Origin of the sequence: Pseudoalteromonas sp. SG43-7, assembly GCF_014164295.1 — a bacterium.
In the GTDB taxonomy this organism is placed as follows: domain Bacteria; phylum Pseudomonadota; class Gammaproteobacteria; order Enterobacterales; family Alteromonadaceae; genus Pseudoalteromonas; species Pseudoalteromonas rhizosphaerae.
In genome coordinates, this window is record NZ_JACJEY010000038.1 from 1 (window position 1) to 17,094 (window position 17,094).

A 17,094-nucleotide genomic window follows, 5' to 3' on the forward strand; every position below is an offset into this window, starting at 1 on the left:
GCAACGAGCCTAATATCGATCAACAGCTACAACAACTTCATAGCGAAGGTCGTTACATTTTCTGTTGTCAACTGACGCAGTACTGTGAACTACCCAACACCTTACTACCGCTAGTAATGACATTAGCGGATGATTCCACCAGCAAAGTACGTCAGGCGGCGGCGCTTGCCTTCACACGCCTTGATACAGCAATGTGGGTCAACTACCTTAAAAAACACTATCAAAGTGCTAACACCACCACCCAAGCCCATTGGATTACGCTTATTAGCCGTTATGATGCAGCGCAACCACTTTTAACTCAATGGCTAAGTGAAACAAAAAGTAACGTGTTGCAGCAACAGATCACACAAGCACAGCATGACTATCAGCTGATACAAAAAAGTCAGTATTTTGATTGGCCACTGCCAAGCCTCCCCCCCCTTTCTATCAGCCATGATTTTCCAGAGCGTTGGCTTGATGTTTGCCAGCAAGTGTTAAGCACTGAAATAGCCAAAGCGGAACAAAAAATTGCAACGGCGCAGCAAGCACTTTTGGATTATCCGCAAAATTGTCACCAAAGGCAGCAACGTTTGGCATCTGATCGTGACGACTTACAAGGGCTGCGCTCACTTACGCCAGAACAACTTGCCCAAGCGCTTGCGCAACTACAGCAACGCCAAATACAAACACAGCCCGGCTACGATATTATTTATAGGCTAGTTGATAATAAATACGCAGCCCAAATTATTGGCGAAGCTAAACTGATGAACCAAAGTGATGCTCAACTAGTGCACTTTTTCCTATTAGCTACTGGTTTATTTTATGGGCTTTCAACGGTACTCGAAGAGCCTCACCCTAGTAAATTGATCCAACGTGATATCAAAGATATACGCCAGTTACAGCCAGTACTGCACCCTTTTGGTATTAGCCCTAGCGATTTAACTAATTACATCCTTGATATTAGACATGAACCTAGTGGCAGCCTCCCGATAGCTTTAGAGTCATTTGAAATATGGCCGCTATTTGCGCACTATCCACAAACGATGACGCTAGCACTTGATGGCCAACTGAGCAGCGCAACATTTAGTTCAAGTACCGACTCATGGATCATTGAGTCACTTCTCAATGATCGTATCGATAGCACGCGCATTACTGAACAAGCCTTGGCTTTATTAGCTGATTTTCCAGCGATACCCCCCTATTGGCTCGAACGCATATATCAACTCGCCTTTGATAATCGCAAGCACGTACGCAAGTTAGCGCAATACGCCGTGCAGCAGCATGAATTGCTCATTGAAAAAATAACGACAGGTTTAGCATCAAGCAATAAAGAAACCCGCAGCCTCACTGCACAGTGGTTAACTCACCTGCAACACCCTGATGCGAAGCCCGCACTGCAAGACGCGATCACCACAGAAAAAGATACCACTACTCGTAACCAATTATTGGATGCGCTACAACAATGCGGCGGTGATATTAGCTATTTCATCACCCCCGCTATTTTAGCTGAAGAAGCAGCTACAGGGCTCAAAAAAGCAGCCCCTAAACATATGGCCTGGCTACAACAAGCGATGTTACCCACCTGCCACTTTCGTCATGGCGACCCTGTGGAGCCAAGCATTATCTATTGGTGGTGTGTGTTAGCCGTAAAGCTTAAACAACCCCAAGGGAGCAACCTATTAAGGTTATATTTATCACTACTCGATGATGACAGTCAGGCTCGCCTAGGCCACTTTTTATTATCAGCTTTTATAAGTCAAGATACGCTTGCCCCTTCTGATCAACAGGCGCATGACTATGCGCAAGCGAATAAGCAACGCGAGTACAACAGGTACCAAGATTTAGCGCAATATGATTGGGGCCAAGAATACGCTACACGCACATTACTCGATGCTTACAATGCATGTTACAACTTATATAAATCTCAATTGCATGGCTCGGCTATTAAAGAAAAAGGCTTACTGGCATTAATCAATGGTGGTAATCCCCAAGCGTTGCTAGCACTGATCCAGCCGTATATGAAAAAACACTATCTGCGCCGTACACAAATAGAGGCGATGATCAGCGCTCTTGCCCACATTAACGATACGGTGATTATTCAATTTATGCTGTCGATAGCCCGCCAACATCGTACCCAATCAATACAAGCGTTGGCGCGCGAGTTAGTTGGCAAAATTGCAAAGCGTAACAGCTGGACGAATGATGAATTGGCAGATCGCACCATCCAAACCGCTGGCTTAGAGCATATACAAGATCCAACACCGTTTAGCTTTGGCAATCGCGCTTTACAACTGCAACTGAGCGACTCACTTAAGCTGCAACTACTAAACGAAGAAGGCAAGGTGATTAAATCGCTGCCACAACCACGCAAAGAGGATAGCGAAGAGCAGATCAACCAAACTAAAAAATGGTTTAGTGGTTGTAAAAAAGAGCTAAAGCAAGTGATTGAACAACAACATGCCCGCCTATATGCTGCCATGATCACCGAGCGTCACTGGCCTGTTGATGAGTGGCATGAATATTTGCACCAACATCCGGTGATGTTTCGCTTACTACAACGCACCTTATGGCAAGTACAACTTGATAATGATTGGCATACCTTTCGCCCGACTGAAGATGGTAGTTTAGTCGATGTAAATGATGACGAGGTTACGCTAATATCGGGTGCAAATATTCGTTTGCTCAGTGCTAATCAGCTTGATAAAGCCGCCCTTAAAGCATGGCAGCTACACTTAAAAGATTACAAAATAAAGCCACTTTTTGAGCAGCTCAAATCCGCTGATATTAGTGTTACACCTAAGCAAATTTCATTGGAGCATCATTTGGGCCTTATGAGTGATGCTTTTACTCTGCGCGGTTTACTAACCAAACTCGGTTACCAACGCGGTGAAACAGAAGATGGGGCGTTTTTTAATTACTACGAAAAATCATTTGAGCAGGTAGGACTTCGCATTCAATTTGAGTTTAGTGGTAACTATTTACCAGAGGAAAATGAACCCGTTGCCATTTATGGCTGCAAAATATTGCAGCAAATTCAAGGTTCTAGCACGCGTAATCGCTATAAAACGATACCACTTGCGCAAGCGCCAGCAAATCTACTCAACGCTATCGCACTGGATTATCAACATGTTGCAAAAAAATGCCATGCAGATCCTAATTGGCTATCAAAACTACCGTGGTAATAAAGTTATTTATACTTCGTTGTTTGCCCTGACTCCGGTAAAGAACGCTATATACAGTCAGAACTGTAGTAAAGGACGTACCTAATGAATGAACAGATTATTCGTGCTCGCGCCGAACAACGCTATCAAGTTGAATTAGCACAGCTCATTGCCACTGATAGTGGTGCTCACCCGAGCGGCTGGCAGCTTTCAGCAAGTGCCGTAAAACGCTTTATTTGTGGCGATAAACAGCACAATATCAGCCGTAAATATTATGGTGATGATGCACTTGTTGAACGTGCGATTGTCAGCCTAATGGGCAACAATGGCCTAATGATGGTTGGCGAACCAGGTACTGCAAAATCAATGTTGTCAGAGCTACTCGCGGCGGCGATAAGTGGCACCAGCGAGTTATTGATCCAAGGTACTGCGGGGACGACTGAGGAGCAAGTTAAATATAGTTGGAATTTTGCCATGCTGCTAGCCAATGGCCCAAGCTTTGATGCGCTACTAAAAAGTCCTATTTATACTGCTATGGAGCAAGGTAAATTAGTGCGTATTGAAGAGATCACTCGCTGCCCGCAGGAAATCCAAGATGTGCTTATTTCCTTAATGTCGGAAAAAACACTCACGATCCCAGAGCTGGGGATCGCCATTCAAGCCAAACCGGGATTTAATGTAATTGCCACCGCCAACTTACTCGACCGCGGCGTAAATGAGATGTCGAGCGCCCTTAAACGTCGCTTTAATTTTGAAACAGTGCCAGTACTTAATGATGTAAAACTAGAGCAAGAGCTTATTTTATCTCAGGTCAATGCCCGCTTTATTAACGAAGCACAGCAACCACAAATTAATGAAGAGTTAGTACAGTTATTAGTACAGGTATTTCATGACTTGCGTAACAACCTTGGTGCACAATCTTTAGATGCTACTTTATCAACTGCCGAAGCGGTCAATATTGTGCATTCTTGTGCCTTACATAGCCTCTATTGGCATCAACCCATGAGTGCTGAGCAGTTAGTACAACAGATGCACGGCACCTTGATTAAAGATAAACCCGATGACATTAAAAAATTGGCTCACTATCTTGATGCTGTTGTACGTGAACGCAAAGAGTGGCGTGCTTTTTTTGATGCAGGTAAAGCGTTGTGGATGAAATAACACCAGATAACAACGGCTTTAGCCAAGCATTAGCAAAGTTCAGCCAACGTTATTTACATGATGAAAAAGTACGTTGGTTACCTGTGCGTCATCACAGCCCTGCTTGTGCGCATTTTGCTTTAGCTCAATTAAACGCTTGGCAACCAGATGTTGTATTGATTGAAGCACCGCACAGTTTTGGGCAACACCTTGGCCTATTGCAAAACAAGCATGTGGTGCCACCGATTGCAGTTTATCAACAGCAAAGCTATTTTCCTTTCGCTGAAAATAGCCCTGAGTGGCAAGCACTGCGCTGGGCTGGCGACAACCACGTGCCAGTACAATTTATTGACTTAGACAGCACTGACGAGCAGCAAGAAGAACCACTTGATCGCTACAGCGATGCCCGTATTTTAAGCTCAAGCTATAGTCGTCAGCTACAACAAACCATGGGTTGCCGTGATGCCGATGAGCTTTGGCTGCGCTTATTTGAGCTACAAAATTTTGAAAGTGCGAATGATTTTTTTGAGCAAGTATTACTATTTTGTGCTGCTAGCCGCCTTTATTATGATCAAAAAAGTTTGCAGCAACTAGGCGATCTAGACCGCGAGAAACAAATGCGTGCCTGCATTCGCGCAGCTAGTCATGATTATCAACGCATCGCGGTAATGACCGGCGGTTTCCATACCAGTGCACTGTTTGATTACGAGCAAGAATCAACTTCTATTCGTAAAAGTACTGAGGATAGTTTTGTGATCCGTTACAGCGATTCTTTACTTGATGCTCATCAAGGCTACCAGGCGGGAATGCCCTACCCTGCGTTTTGCCGTTGGCTGTTTGAACAACGTTCATTATCAGCCTGTGATTGGCTACTGTATTTATTAGCACAAATGCCTAAGTTAACGCTGATAGCTAAACAAAATGTTTTTGAGCATCTAAGTCAGCTCTGTCAGTTGCGGGGAATTGTGCGCGCTGGTTGCTATGATCTACTCGATTCTTTAGGAAGTTGCCAATTTAAACAACAAAGTAGCTCGCGCGACTATCGACCTTGGCAGCAGCTGTTGCGTGGCGAAAACATGGGACAACTACCAGCAAATCAACGTAATTTGCCATTAGTCGATGATGTATTAGCCCATTGCAAACATGTACAGCTGACAATTGGTACAATTAATCGTAGCCATTTTTCTTTATATGAATTAACCGAGCGGCAACGCCAGCGCCGCCAACTATTGAGCCAATTACTATTTTTAGACATCGGCTTTTGCCAATACGAACAAAGCATGCATGCCTTTTATAATATTCATACAGCCGCAAAGCATGAGAGCTGGCGCTACCATTGGACCCCTTCAGTAGAAGTGGCATTAATTGAATTAAGTACTTTAGGCGGCACTCTCAAAACAGTTGTACAGCATCGCTTGGCGCAACAAAGTGAAAGCGATTTGCCACAAATGCTTGATAAATTAATACTGTCACTTCAATTAGGCATGCAATATCAATTTAACTCGGTTGCAATAACCCGTGAAATAAACGATTGCAGTACCATAAAAATACTATCAGATAGCTTCATTAAGTTATATCGCACCAGTAAGCACCCGCTTTTCAATGACTACCACCAGCAACTCGACGCATTAATTACACCGTTGTGGCGTCAATTAAGCTTTCACTTGCCCTCGTTAAATCAACTACCTGAAGATGAAGCGCTACAAGTACTGTTGTCATTACAAGCTATTGCACGCCAACAAATGGATGTACTTAAACAACCTTGGCGTGAGCGTTTACACTGGCTAATAGAACACAATGAACACACCCCTACCCTTTGGTTTGCGCTTAAAGCGTTGGCTGTAGACTTAGATGAGTTAGACCCTGCCTCTTTATTAAATGAACTACAACGCTATAGCGGCGACCGTTTCACTATTTTGCGCACACTGCTGACGGTTGTGCCCCATTGGCTCAATTATCAAAACGGGTTATTGCCACTGCTCAATCACAGTATTGAGCAACTCGATGATGAGCAGTTTGTTGAGCAGTTACCACAATTACGTGGGCTATTTTGCGATAAAGATGCACGGGAAATTGATGGTATTAGCCAGCAACTCGGTACACTTAATCAATGGCAACAGCAATTAAATTGGCTCAATGAAGATATCAGCGAGCATGATGTAAACCAAGCAATGTTATTAGATAAACAATTACAACAGCAACTGCTTGAACAAGGATTAAGTGCATGGACTACTCGCTAAAACAGCGCTGGCGTTTAGTATTAGGGCGCTATGCTGAATCACTTGATACCAGTTTATCAAGTGAGCAAAATCAACAAGACCAAGTCCTTGAGCAACTCTACCAACAGGGTTTAAAAGAGCGAGGTTTTCAAATATCGGGGGGCTTAGAAGCAAGCCAGCCATCGGTAGTACAGTGGCTCGATAACGCTGAAAAGCTGTTTCCTAAAAGTGTTAATGACACCTTGCAACATCAAGCATTAGAGCGCTTTAATCTTAAGCAGCTGTTAGAAGAACCACGAGTACTACAAAATATTTCACCCTCTATGGGGTTGTTAAAGCAATTAATGAGTATTTCAGCGCATACTAACCCTAAATTACAGCAGCAAGTGCAACAAATCATTACAACTGTAGTAGAGGATTTGCTAAAGCAATTACGACCACTGTTTAATAACAAGCTCAATGGTAAGCTAAATCGCCAAGCGCACAGTCCACAAAAACGACTTGCTAACTTAGATTGGCAAACAAGTATTCGCAAGAACCTTAAACACTTTGATGGCAAACGCGTGCTATTTGAGCGCATTTACTTTCATGCTCGCCAGCAACCACAATTGCCTTGGCACGTTGTTTTATGTATCGACCAATCAGGCTCTATGTCCAGTTCTATGGTGTATTCAGCGGTGATCGCTGGTATTTTAAAACAACTACCGTGTATTAAACTCTCGCTGGTGGTGTTTGATACACAAGTTGTTGATCTTTCCGAGCAAGCTGATGATCCCGTAAAAGTATTACTATCAACTCAGCTTGGTGGTGGCACTTTAATTGCTAAAGCATGGCAATACTGTGAGCAGCTAATCGAGACTCCTTCGCGTACCATTATTGCTACCGTGTCTGATTTTTGTGAAGGTGGTCCTGAGCAAGCAATGTTTCAACAAGCTCAGCATCTTATTGATAGTGGGGTGACAATGTTAGGCATGACCGCATTGAGCCCTGAATCAATACCTTTTTATGATACTAACGCAACAGCCAAACTTAGCCGTATGAAAATGCAGATTGCTTCATTAACGCCTGACCACTTTGCAAATTGGCTAGCATCCACGATGGGATTACAAAAATGAGCAGCATGAGCATAAAACAATAATGGATATCAGTATTTTTGAAACCCTCGCCAGTGCGGGGTTAGTCCGCAGAGCACAAAAAGCGCTCGATAAATCCAGCCCACATATAAGTGACGCTTCGCCAATTCAGTTTACATTCGAAGGTCAGCAAGGTGTACTGGATTTACATAATCCTAATAATAGCCAATGTGATTGCGCCGCAAATGGTATTTGTAAGCATATCATTGCAGCCAGCATATTTGCTTGGCAACAAGCGCCAGTATCTGCAGCAACGATTGAAGAAAATGAAGTGCCGCAAATCGATACTAATACGTTATTAGCCAGTGCTGGCAAAGTAAAAATACGCCAGCTTTATCGTCAAGTTCAGCGTCGTTGGCAAGCTGACATCGTGCAACAAGGAGCGCAGGTTTGCATTACTATCAAGGAGCACACGCTCCATTTTACTAACGTAACCACAATTAATGATATTATCTGCAATGAAGATAGCCAAGCATACGCACTACTGGGCGTTTACTTGTGGCTTGAGCAACAAGGTGAAATGCTGCAATGGCCCGACTGGTTGCAACAAGAACAACAGCAGCAAAAAACACTATTAAACCAAACACAAACGCAGCTTAAGCAGGCATGCTACGCTGAGCTCATTATGCTTGCAGGAGTACCCTTAGCGCAGCTGCGCAGTGAATCACTGCTCACTATTGAATTACTGCAGATCCCGATGGAAAAGGCAGGCTTTAACATTGCACCACTAAAACGTTTATGCGGCACACTCGCACGCTATCTTAGTGGTGAACATCTGCGTGACAAACGCACTGTTTTGCTTGAACTAGCACACGTTTTGGTGATGCTTGAACGCCAAGAGCAAACACAAACGCAAGATGCTGAACATATTTTTCCTCCACAGCAGTTGTTATGTTTAGGCGGTTATCCGTGGCGTCGTAGCAGTGGCGCACATGGATTGACGTTGGTTTTACAAGACGAATACGGCCGCTTTATTACGCTTGCCGAAAGTCGCACAACAACCGAGCAAACGCTTAACTATAGCCAAATCTGGCAAGCAACCCAATTACTTGAAGGTGCGCCTTCTGGCTGCAGTTGGTTTGGACAAACTCAGCGTATTTCAAACGCTCAGCTCAATGGTTGGCAACGTCTTCGCCAACTTAAAAAGACCTATGTTGAACCAAGCGAACAGCCACTAAAGCCACAGGCTATTAGTGATATAACCGAAATTGATTGGCAAAGCGACTATATATGCTTTGCTCCTAGTCATGTTCACCAACACACATTTGATGAAGCCACGCAATGCATGTTGCTCAGTTACCAAGATACGCAACGCAATACGCTCTTTTTTAGCCAGCCCTACACTAAGCTGACACACCATGCGATCAATAATATGATGCTATTTAAGCAGCAATTACCACAACTTATTGTGGCACGTATTGAGCGCGATAGTACGCAGTGGCAGCTACGTCCGATTGCTGTAAAACTGGATCGTTGGATTAATCTCTATTTTGATGATTTAACCGACAACAAAACAACTAATATATTTAGCAACTGGCTTGCAAAACAATCTCCACAGCCGCAACTGTCATCGCCAAGACGAGATAAAGTGCAGCAATTTTTGCTAAAAGTGCTCGATGAATTAGCGCAAAGCCATAGCATGCCTCAGCAATCACACAGTGAAATGGCGCAAAAATTAGGACTGCGCACGTTGAGCCATTTTTTAAGTAACTCTGGGCCAGAACATCGTTTAAAAGCAGCTTACTGCGCCGAGCAGCTACTACAGTTAAGCAGTCTTAAACCTGTAAAGTTCAATGAGCTGCAAAACTAAGTGCTGATTAAAGTTCAGCTATATTATGCATTTTTTTAGGGAGTATTATTGAGTATAACAGTAAGCACTTTCGCGCTGCCAAAACGGTACGCATGCTTGTAATTGGAGTCGGGAGATCCGCATGGGTTTTGCCCCTACACGATTAAAACTGAGTAATGGTGAGCAGATCATCGCTAACGGGGAGCTTAATTTTATCGATATAAACCAAGTTGATGCAACGCAAACAAACGTAGGCAAGTTACCAAAGAGTATGAATAAACTTCCTTCTGTTTAATCATTTTCAACAGCAAATTACCTCGTTCATCGCAACGCCCTAACAGGTCCTATATTTTTCTAAACTTAGCGCGTTGCAACAATCTCACCGCGAAAATAATAATGATATTTATCGTAAGCATCCGAATGAGTTTGTTCATCATATTGAGTGACTTTAAAGCTGTCAGCATCGACTTGTGTCATCGGCTTTGCCGACTTATATTGAGTTACGTAATAAACAGTCTCACCACTGCGATAGTAGTCGCGTTGAAAAATTTCAAAATTGCTGGGATCAGCCCCCATCAATACATGACTATCTTCACCATTTAAGTAAAAAATATGCTGATTATCGCTAGCAAAGTTCTCGTCTAATCGTGTAAAACTAGCGGTATCTACATCAATGTCAGTTAAGATGGCTATATTTGCGTAAAAGATATGTTGCAGGTCTTTACCGTAACTATCATCGATAGGTTTAAATGACTGCGCATCTATTTCAGGCACTGGCTCATCGTTATGGTAAATGACTTGTCGGCCTTTCCTTCCAGAGATATTCCAAAAGCTATAAGAATAGGCCTTATAACTTTTAGGATCAGCTCCTGCAACAATACGCTCGCCTTTAACCACTTGCGAATCATTAATCCAATAAAGATCAGTACCAATAATCTTAGCCTTTAGATTATCAGAGTTAACACCGCTAATGGCGTTACCACAATAGTAAAGGTGCTGTTTATCTTTGGCGTATAATGCAGCGTCATAGGTATTCAAATTGGCTAAACTGTAAGTAGTAAAGCTTTCAGCGTCAGCGTTTTCTATTAACTTAGCATTAAAGTAAACATGCTGGTCAACAACGCAATAACCCGCATTGGCAATACCCCGAAGCAGATTACTGATCATACCCGTATAGCCAAATATCACAAAGAAAAACCCAATAACAACAGCACTTATCAGCGCCATTTTATAACTATCAATACCAAAATAACTGCCGCCAAATAAACCAATAAGCAAAAATAATGGTACTGGAAAACTTAATATGAGTATGGCAGAGAACACTTTTTGCTTATTATTCATCGCGCCAGGGGCACCGAACATCATCGGCGACATCATCATCATGCTTCCCCAAAAGCACAGTGCCAACGTGACTAAGATATTAATTACTACAGACATTATCTTCCTTGTTTAATTAGTGGTATTGGTATCATACAACAACCAATATTTTTACTTAATTGTAGAATGAATATAAAGCTACTCTTCTGCTTGTGTAAACACTCTAATATGTTCTATAGCACTGCGCCCTAGCGCTGATAAATTATATCCTCCTTCTAAATAAGAGATAATCCCTCTACAGCCAGTACTTTTTACCATGTCACACAGCTGTTGTGTCAACCAGGCATAATCGGCCTCAACAAATTTGAGACTTGCCATATCATCTTCAAAATGCGCATCAAACCCTGCGCTGATAAACAATAACTCTGGCTTAAACTCTGTTAATTTAGGTAACCACTGTTGGTTATACAACGTTTTTAAATCATTGCCATCGCTGGCTATGGGCAACGGTGAATTAACCAATGTATCGTTATTTTCAACGGCGGTATTAGGGTAAAAAGGATGCTGAAATAATGAGCAAAGCAACACATTGTCATCATCGATAAAAATGTCTTGCGTGCCATTACCGTGGTGAACATCAAAATCGACAATCGCAATGCGCTTAATCCCTTTACTTTGCGCGTACTTCACCGAGATTGCTAAGTTATTAAACACACAAAAGCCGGCAGAGGTTGTACGGTTTGCATGATGACCCGGTGGCCGTACGGAGCAAAATGCGGCATCGAGATTATCCGCTAATATTTCATCGACGGCTAATAGCCCTGCCCCTACTGCCCGCTCAATTGCCAAAAATGACTCTGGGCATAACCAAGTGTCGCCATCAAGTGATACTAAACCTTGTTCCGGGAGGGTGTTTTCCACCAGCGATACAAGGGCCTCATCATGGGCTAATAAGTAATGCTCACGTAATGCTTTAGGCGCTTGCTTTTGCTGCACGGCAATATCCAAGCCACTGGCCAAAAGACGATCGGTAATAGCATCTAAGCGCTCAGGACACTCTGGATGATCCGCGATCATTTTGTGTTTACGGCAAAAAGGATGAGAAATAATCGCAGTACGCATAAATGCTCCAAATGAGTTAACGACTGTAACTATAACAAAGCCACCCTTTGGTGGCTTTGCGACTTTGGTTTACTATTTAGCTTGCAAATGAAGATTTCTAAAATCAAAACTGAAATCAGTCACCGCTGTTGATACTGCACGCATTGTCGCTTCATTCACACGATTTTTAGTGCTCATATCAAAGCTAATATACGCATCAGCTTCGAGTAGCTTTTCATCCCACTTGACGATAAATGTGTTGCCCGTGTAATGCTCAAGCTGCCCTTTTAAACGTTTAGTATGCGTGAAATCAATACGTAGCTTACCGTCCAGCTCTTCAATAATAACATCACCATACCAATCATCATGCAAAGTGCCGGTGTAGCTAATATTTGGTAACTGTGGTTGATAGTCTGCAGGAGCGTCCGGCTTAGCATTAGCATACGCTTTTTGCTTACCTTCAAAATGCTTTTTAGCCAACTCTGCTACCCAGTCTTTATCTTCAAGTTCAAGGGCGTCTTCAAGCACTTCATGAGTAATAGCAGAGAGCGCACCGAATGCTTGCTGATTAGATAAAATAACAATCCCGAGGTTTTTCTCAGGCAATAACGTCACCTGCGATACCATTCCTAAAATACCACCACCATGGCCTAATTTTTTAATACCGTGGTAGTCTTCAATGCTCCAACCTAAACCATAACCTCTAAATTGCTGATGATAAGCCTCATAAGCGCTTTTTGACGCCAGTGAGGTAATATGTGGATGCCACATTTGCTCTTGTTGTTTTTCACTAAACAACTGCTCGCCATTTGGCATTTTACCATGGGCTAATTGTGTACGTAGCCATTGGCTCATATCATTCACACTGGATGCAATCGCGCCGGCACCACGAAAATCCTCTAAGTAATTAACGAAAAATGGATGTAATTGACCATCCATAGGAATATGACCCGTTGCCCAGTTATTATTACTTTTTGGAATACGCGAAAAACCAGCGCGTGAGTTATCCATGTGCAAAGGCTGGAGAATATTCTTTTCAATATAATCATTCCAGCTCATACCTGAGACCCGCGCGACTACCTCGCCAGCGGTCACAAACATCAAGTTGTTATAAGCGTATGTGCTGCGAAAGCTACTAGCTGGTTTTAAATATTTAAGGCCTGCGAGAATTTCTTCGATTGATTTATCGGTGTCAGGCCAAATCATTAAATCCCCTTGGCCTAACCCTAAACCACTACGGTGACTTAATAAATCACGGATCGTCATTTCGCGGGTTACATAAGGGTCGTATAAACGAAATTCAGGAAGGTGATCAATTACCTTGTCATCCCAACTAAGCTTTTCTTCATCAACTAATTTTGCCAATGCCGCAACCGTAAATGCTTTAGTATTTGATGCAATACCAAATAAGGTGTCTTTATTCACCTTGCTACCAGTATCTAAGTTACTAACACCAAAGCCTTTAGCAAAAATAACCTTATCGTTTTCAACAATCGCCACGGCCATACCCGGCACATCAAAGCGCGCCATTGAATTTTCAATCACTTGATTGATGTGCTTGGTATCAATATCGGCATAGCTATTAAATGCACAGCCTGCTAATAAGGTGGCCGCAATCGCTAGTTTAGTTAATTTCATAACAATCCTTGGAGTTATCATTTTAGTTTTTATTTTTGATGTACAGCAAACTCAATGGCTGCACGCGCACTGTCACTATCTTGGCAGGTTGGCCGAGACTTTATGGCATCACTGTACGCATTTGGCACACCAGCTTCAAGCGCACCGCGATGAACGTGCTGCATATACCAATCGTAAGGCAGTATCTGCGCATCAGTGGTGTTGGCAATATAACAATGCGCCGCTACTTGTTGCCCATCAAGTAATGTTACTTGAATATCCACGCAGTCATAACGGGGCCCTTCGATGGCGTCTAAAATCGTTTTTTCTGCGTCATTGAGTTGATATACCACGCCATATACTTGCGCGTTCTTATCATTTGATGGGCGTACATTGCCTTTTCCTGAGCCATCAGTACTTACCATATCAAAGGTTAACTCGTAACCGGCTAGTATTGCCGTACCAATACGAGTAGCGTTTGGTAAACGCGCCAATAAACGACTCGACGACATATTTGAACCAAACGAAAAATTATATACAGCCATATTCACCTACTACAGATTTCTGTTAAAACAACACTTACACTACAATTCTTATTGCTAGAGCGATCAAAATCACGCCAATACCACGGTCAAACCAATAGCCACTTTTTTGAAAAAAACCGCGAACACTAGGCTTTGATAGCACCAAGGATAGAAACGAAAACCACGCCCACGTTGCCAATGCCATATACAGCCCATAGCCTGCTTGCACAATTAATGGCGTTGACTGGCTGATCACTAAAGTAAACAACGACATAAAAAATAACGTGGCTTTTGGGTTTAACGCATTGGTTAAAAAGCCGCGACGAAATGCAATCCAACTGGATTCAACACCTTGAGATTGAAGAACAGTTTCTTGCTGCGCTGGCGCCGGTCTAGCACTTCTAAGCGCTTGCACACCAATGTAGGCCAAGTATGCACCCGCTAAATATTTTAATGCCATAAATACGTTTGGCGATTGCGTTAATAAAACCGCAACCCCGAGTAAGCAATAACTAACATGTAATAAAATAGCCAGGCCTACCCCAAAGCTGGTCCACAATGCATTACGACGCCCCTGCTGAACACTTTGTTTAAGCACAATGGCAAAATCTGGGCCAGGGCTTGCTACAGCAAAAAAGTGTGCCAGTGCAATCAATAAAAACTCATCTAAATAAGCCACGATTACCCCGCTTTTTTATCATCAAGCGCTAACAACAACGGATTAGCAGTACTATTAACTAAGGCTTTTATTTCTTTTTGCGCCTTTTTGAATTGGCTGCGTAAGTGCGGCTTTAAATGCTTTTTAGAATCTTTATAGCCTTTAAAGTGGCAAATAAGGGCATGCATAAATAAGGTTTGCGGTTCACTAAGTGCAGCTTGCCTGTTCGCATAAGGGTTGTAACACGAGCCACAGCCCCCTTTAAACTGATACACCGTATTGCTCATCATTACCCCAAAACCTAAAAAACATGCCAGGGCATCGGCGGCTTGTGGTAAAAACTCTTTACCGCCTGGTGGTAACACGCCCACATGGTGGATCATAATTGTCGCTAAAGTACCGGCAAAGCTGGCCACTAAATCTTGTGGCTGATTAATTTGATTTGGATTAAATGACACATTAACCGTATGGCTTGGCGGCACAATTAATTGGCTATTATCACCACGTAACTGATTGCTAAAAGCAAAATGAGGAAATACTTGCGGCTGCAATTGCTGTGGCGCCACCAGCGTAATTGGCCAAGCTTGCAGCCCCGCATAGCCAACCACTCGCTCAAACACTTTACTGGCCATTTCTTCAATGCTTGAAACCGCATCGGGAAAGCATTGGTGGTTTGGCAAAACTAATTGCGAGTTATTAATGAAATAATCGCTGTCAAAATTTTCCACCGCCCACACAAAAGTATCAATCAGCCATTGCTGCTCTTGTTCATCTAATAAAGGTTTGCTTTTAAATAACGCTAACATAGTTTGCTCTTTTGCTTATTCTTGCTCTTGTGCCCATGCCCATGCTTGGGTGTTATACAATGGCACAGTGGATAACGCATGATGATGACTGCCGGTTGACTCTTTAGTTGAATACGACAGATATAACAGAGTTCGCGTTTGCGCATCATAAATTCGACGCACTTTTAATGATTTAAATAAAATACTTTTTGATGATTTAAATACCACCTCACCCGACTTACTACGATCAATCGCTTGTAATTGGTCGGCAGTAATTGGTCCTGTTTGGCGACACGAAATAGACATATCAGAAGGATCAGCAAAATCTAAGTTTGCTTCGATATGGCTAATATGACAGGTTACGCCTTTTACTAACGGGTCTTGCTGCGAGTTAACTTTAATATCTTTAGTGGTAAATAATCCCAAACTAACTGATGCAACATCATCAGAGCAGCCCGCTAAGGTGATCAATAAACCTGTCAATACGCCTATCATTATAGGTTTCATATATTACTTGCTCCATGTAGGGGTAAACGATTCGTGGCTTACATTTAATATTCAGCTATGTTTCAATACTAACTTAAATTAATCACAACAACGAGCACGACACCATGAAAAAAGTATTTGTTTTACTGTGCTTACTGTTAGTAAGTCAGAGTGCGTTAGCTGGTTACTCACTGAGTATTTATACTGGTAAAAGCTTTAATCAATCATTAGAAACTAAAAACGGTTTAGCAATAGAGCTCAAAGATAGTAACCATCTTGCTTTTAGTATTGATAGAACAATTGACTCAGCTCGCTATGGTTTTTACTTTTCAAACACCGAAAGTGACTTTCAATCCTCCCCTGATAAAAACGTTGAAATGCAGTATTTTATGTTTCAAAGTGCTGTTGAAGTCCCTTTAAGCAACCACATTAATAGTTATGTCGGCGCACAAATTGGTGCAAATTACATAAGTCCTAACTTCACCAGCTCTGATACTTTCTTTGCCAGCGGCCTGTATGGCGGTTTAGAATACTTATTTAGCGATCAAGCTCGCATCTTATTTGAAACTCGCTGGCTTGCAACGATCGTCAATAATGCCAGTAACGTTTCATGTGCATTACCAACAGACGAAAACAAGCAATGCTTGTGGCATTTTGATGGTGATGTACTCAATCAGTTTCAAACCAGCTTAGGTTTCACATATCGTTTTTAGGGGAGCAAATAGATAACATGCCACATATCATCATTGAACATTCTGAAGATTTACCGGTATTACCGCAGGTATTGGTTGAAAAAATTCATCAAGCAACGTTTAACAGTGGCTTGTTTGAATTAGCAACGATTAAAACTCGCGCTATAGCCTATACACATTATCAATTGGGCGATGGTAAGGAAGGTTTTATCCATATTGGCGCACACATTATGCAAGGACATACGATTAAACAAAAGCAACAACTCAGCGAGCAGTTGTTAGACTGTTTAAAAATATACTGCCGAGAATCAGACAGCTTAAGCGTTAACGTTCACGATATGGAACACGAAATTTACCGAAAGTGTTAAATATTTAAAGTAAATTTCAATCTCTAATCAATTTGCAATAACAGCACCATCTTCGAAAGAAGGTGGTCTTAAATTTATTGGTCGCGTCAGATAAAAGTGAATAAGTCTTAACTTGATCTGTCAGA

At 42.4% G+C, this 17,094-nt stretch carries 15 protein-coding genes; 8 read left to right on the forward strand and 7 right to left on the reverse strand.

From position 1 onward, the window contains the following. From H5200_RS15945 to H5200_RS15970, 6 genes are all read left to right on the forward strand, one after another. Positions 1-3,161, forward strand: a 3,161-nt coding sequence (locus H5200_RS15945; RefSeq protein ID WP_182761834.1) for a DUF4132 domain-containing protein, incomplete at its 5' end; no start/stop codon positions are given. A gap of 84 nt (positions 3,162-3,245) precedes the next feature. After that, positions 3,246-4,301, forward strand: coding sequence for an AAA family ATPase (locus H5200_RS15950; protein WP_182761835.1), 1,056 nt, complete (start codon positions 3,246-3,248; stop codon positions 4,299-4,301). Next, entirely contained in the window at positions 4,289-6,520 is a 2,232-nt protein-coding gene (locus H5200_RS15955) for a DUF5682 family protein (protein WP_182761836.1), read from the forward strand. The genes H5200_RS15950 and H5200_RS15955 overlap by 13 nt, the downstream gene beginning before the upstream one ends. Next, positions 6,505-7,614, forward strand: coding sequence for a VWA domain-containing protein (locus H5200_RS15960; RefSeq protein ID WP_182761837.1), 1,110 nt, complete (start codon positions 6,505-6,507; stop codon positions 7,612-7,614). Before H5200_RS15955 ends, H5200_RS15960 begins: the two co-directional genes overlap by 16 nt. 22 nt (positions 7,615-7,636) lie before the next feature. Next, positions 7,637-9,442, forward strand: coding sequence for a hypothetical protein (locus H5200_RS15965; protein WP_182761838.1), 1,806 nt, complete (start codon positions 7,637-7,639; stop codon positions 9,440-9,442). Between the two features lie 121 nt (positions 9,443-9,563). After that, positions 9,564-9,716: a hypothetical protein gene (locus tag H5200_RS15970; RefSeq protein WP_179959234.1), complete on the forward strand. Its 153-nt coding sequence runs from the start codon at positions 9,564-9,566 to the stop codon at positions 9,714-9,716. A gap of 65 nt (positions 9,717-9,781) precedes the next feature. Here the strand turns inward: H5200_RS15970 and H5200_RS15975 are convergent, their stop codons facing one another. From H5200_RS15975 to H5200_RS16005, 7 genes are all read right to left on the reverse strand, one after another. Beyond that, positions 9,782-10,858, reverse strand: a complete 1,077-nt coding sequence (locus H5200_RS15975) for a DKNYY domain-containing protein (RefSeq protein WP_182761839.1) — start codon at positions 10,856-10,858, stop codon at positions 9,782-9,784. A 78-nt stretch (positions 10,859-10,936) separates the two neighbouring features. Then, entirely contained in the window at positions 10,937-11,860 is a 924-nt protein-coding gene (locus tag H5200_RS15980; RefSeq protein ID WP_182717223.1) for a histone deacetylase family protein, read from the reverse strand. 72 nt (positions 11,861-11,932) lie between these two features. After that, positions 11,933-13,477, reverse strand: a complete 1,545-nt coding sequence (locus H5200_RS15985) for a serine hydrolase (RefSeq protein ID WP_182717224.1) — start codon at positions 13,475-13,477, stop codon at positions 11,933-11,935. Between the two features lie 29 nt (positions 13,478-13,506). Continuing rightward, positions 13,507-14,001 carry a gamma-glutamylcyclotransferase family protein gene (locus H5200_RS15990; RefSeq protein ID WP_145234768.1) on the reverse strand — a complete coding sequence of 165 codons (495 nt, stop codon included), beginning with the start codon at positions 13,999-14,001 and terminating at the stop codon, positions 13,507-13,509. Between the two features lie 34 nt (positions 14,002-14,035). Continuing rightward, complete coding sequence (locus H5200_RS15995) at positions 14,036-14,659, reverse strand: LysE family transporter (protein WP_182739846.1); 624 nt, start codon at positions 14,657-14,659, stop codon at positions 14,036-14,038. Positions 14,660-14,661: 2 nt separating this feature from the next. Further along, positions 14,662-15,444, reverse strand: a complete 783-nt coding sequence (locus tag H5200_RS16000; RefSeq protein ID WP_182761840.1) for a hypothetical protein — start codon at positions 15,442-15,444, stop codon at positions 14,662-14,664. 15 nt (positions 15,445-15,459) lie between these two features. Continuing rightward, positions 15,460-15,930, reverse strand: a complete 471-nt coding sequence (locus H5200_RS16005; protein WP_182717226.1) for a CreA family protein — start codon at positions 15,928-15,930, stop codon at positions 15,460-15,462. A gap of 104 nt (positions 15,931-16,034) precedes the next feature. Here H5200_RS16005 and H5200_RS16010 point away from each other — a divergent pair, with 104 nt between their 5' ends. Further along, entirely contained in the window at positions 16,035-16,622 is a 588-nt protein-coding gene (locus tag H5200_RS16010; RefSeq protein ID WP_182761841.1) for an outer membrane beta-barrel protein, read from the forward strand. A 17-nt stretch (positions 16,623-16,639) separates the two neighbouring features. Then, the gene (locus tag H5200_RS16015) at positions 16,640-16,969 is read left to right on the forward strand and encodes a 5-carboxymethyl-2-hydroxymuconate Delta-isomerase (RefSeq protein WP_182761842.1); all 330 of its coding nucleotides are present in this window, start codon (positions 16,640-16,642) and stop codon (positions 16,967-16,969) included. The last annotated feature ends 125 nt before the right edge of the window (positions 16,970-17,094 follow it).

Bases quoted from the DNA above. Each gene is read 5' to 3' on its own strand.
- H5200_RS15990 (WP_145234768.1), bottom strand. From the start codon at position 14,001: ATGGCTGTATATAATTTTTCGTTTGGTTCAAATATGTCGTCGAGTCGT.
- H5200_RS15985 (WP_182717224.1), bottom strand. From the start codon at position 13,477: ATGAAATTAACTAAACTAGCGATTGCGGCCACCTTATTAGCAGGCTGT.
- H5200_RS15950 (WP_182761835.1), top strand. From the start codon at position 3,246: ATGAATGAACAGATTATTCGTGCTCGCGCCGAACAACGCTATCAAGTT.
- H5200_RS15975 (WP_182761839.1), bottom strand. From the start codon at position 10,858: ATGTCTGTAGTAATTAATATCTTAGTCACGTTGGCACTGTGCTTTTGG.
- H5200_RS16010 (WP_182761841.1), top strand. From the start codon at position 16,035: ATGAAAAAAGTATTTGTTTTACTGTGCTTACTGTTAGTAAGTCAGAGT.
- H5200_RS15965 (WP_182761838.1), top strand. From the start codon at position 7,637: ATGGATATCAGTATTTTTGAAACCCTCGCCAGTGCGGGGTTAGTCCGC.
- H5200_RS16015 (WP_182761842.1), top strand. From the start codon at position 16,640: ATGCCACATATCATCATTGAACATTCTGAAGATTTACCGGTATTACCG.
- H5200_RS16005 (WP_182717226.1), bottom strand. From the start codon at position 15,930: ATGAAACCTATAATGATAGGCGTATTGACAGGTTTATTGATCACCTTA.
- H5200_RS15980 (WP_182717223.1), bottom strand. From the start codon at position 11,860: ATGCGTACTGCGATTATTTCTCATCCTTTTTGCCGTAAACACAAAATG.
- H5200_RS15960 (WP_182761837.1), top strand. From the start codon at position 6,505: ATGGACTACTCGCTAAAACAGCGCTGGCGTTTAGTATTAGGGCGCTAT.
- H5200_RS16000 (WP_182761840.1), bottom strand. From the start codon at position 15,444: ATGTTAGCGTTATTTAAAAGCAAACCTTTATTAGATGAACAAGAGCAG.
- H5200_RS15970 (WP_179959234.1), top strand. From the start codon at position 9,564: ATGGGTTTTGCCCCTACACGATTAAAACTGAGTAATGGTGAGCAGATC.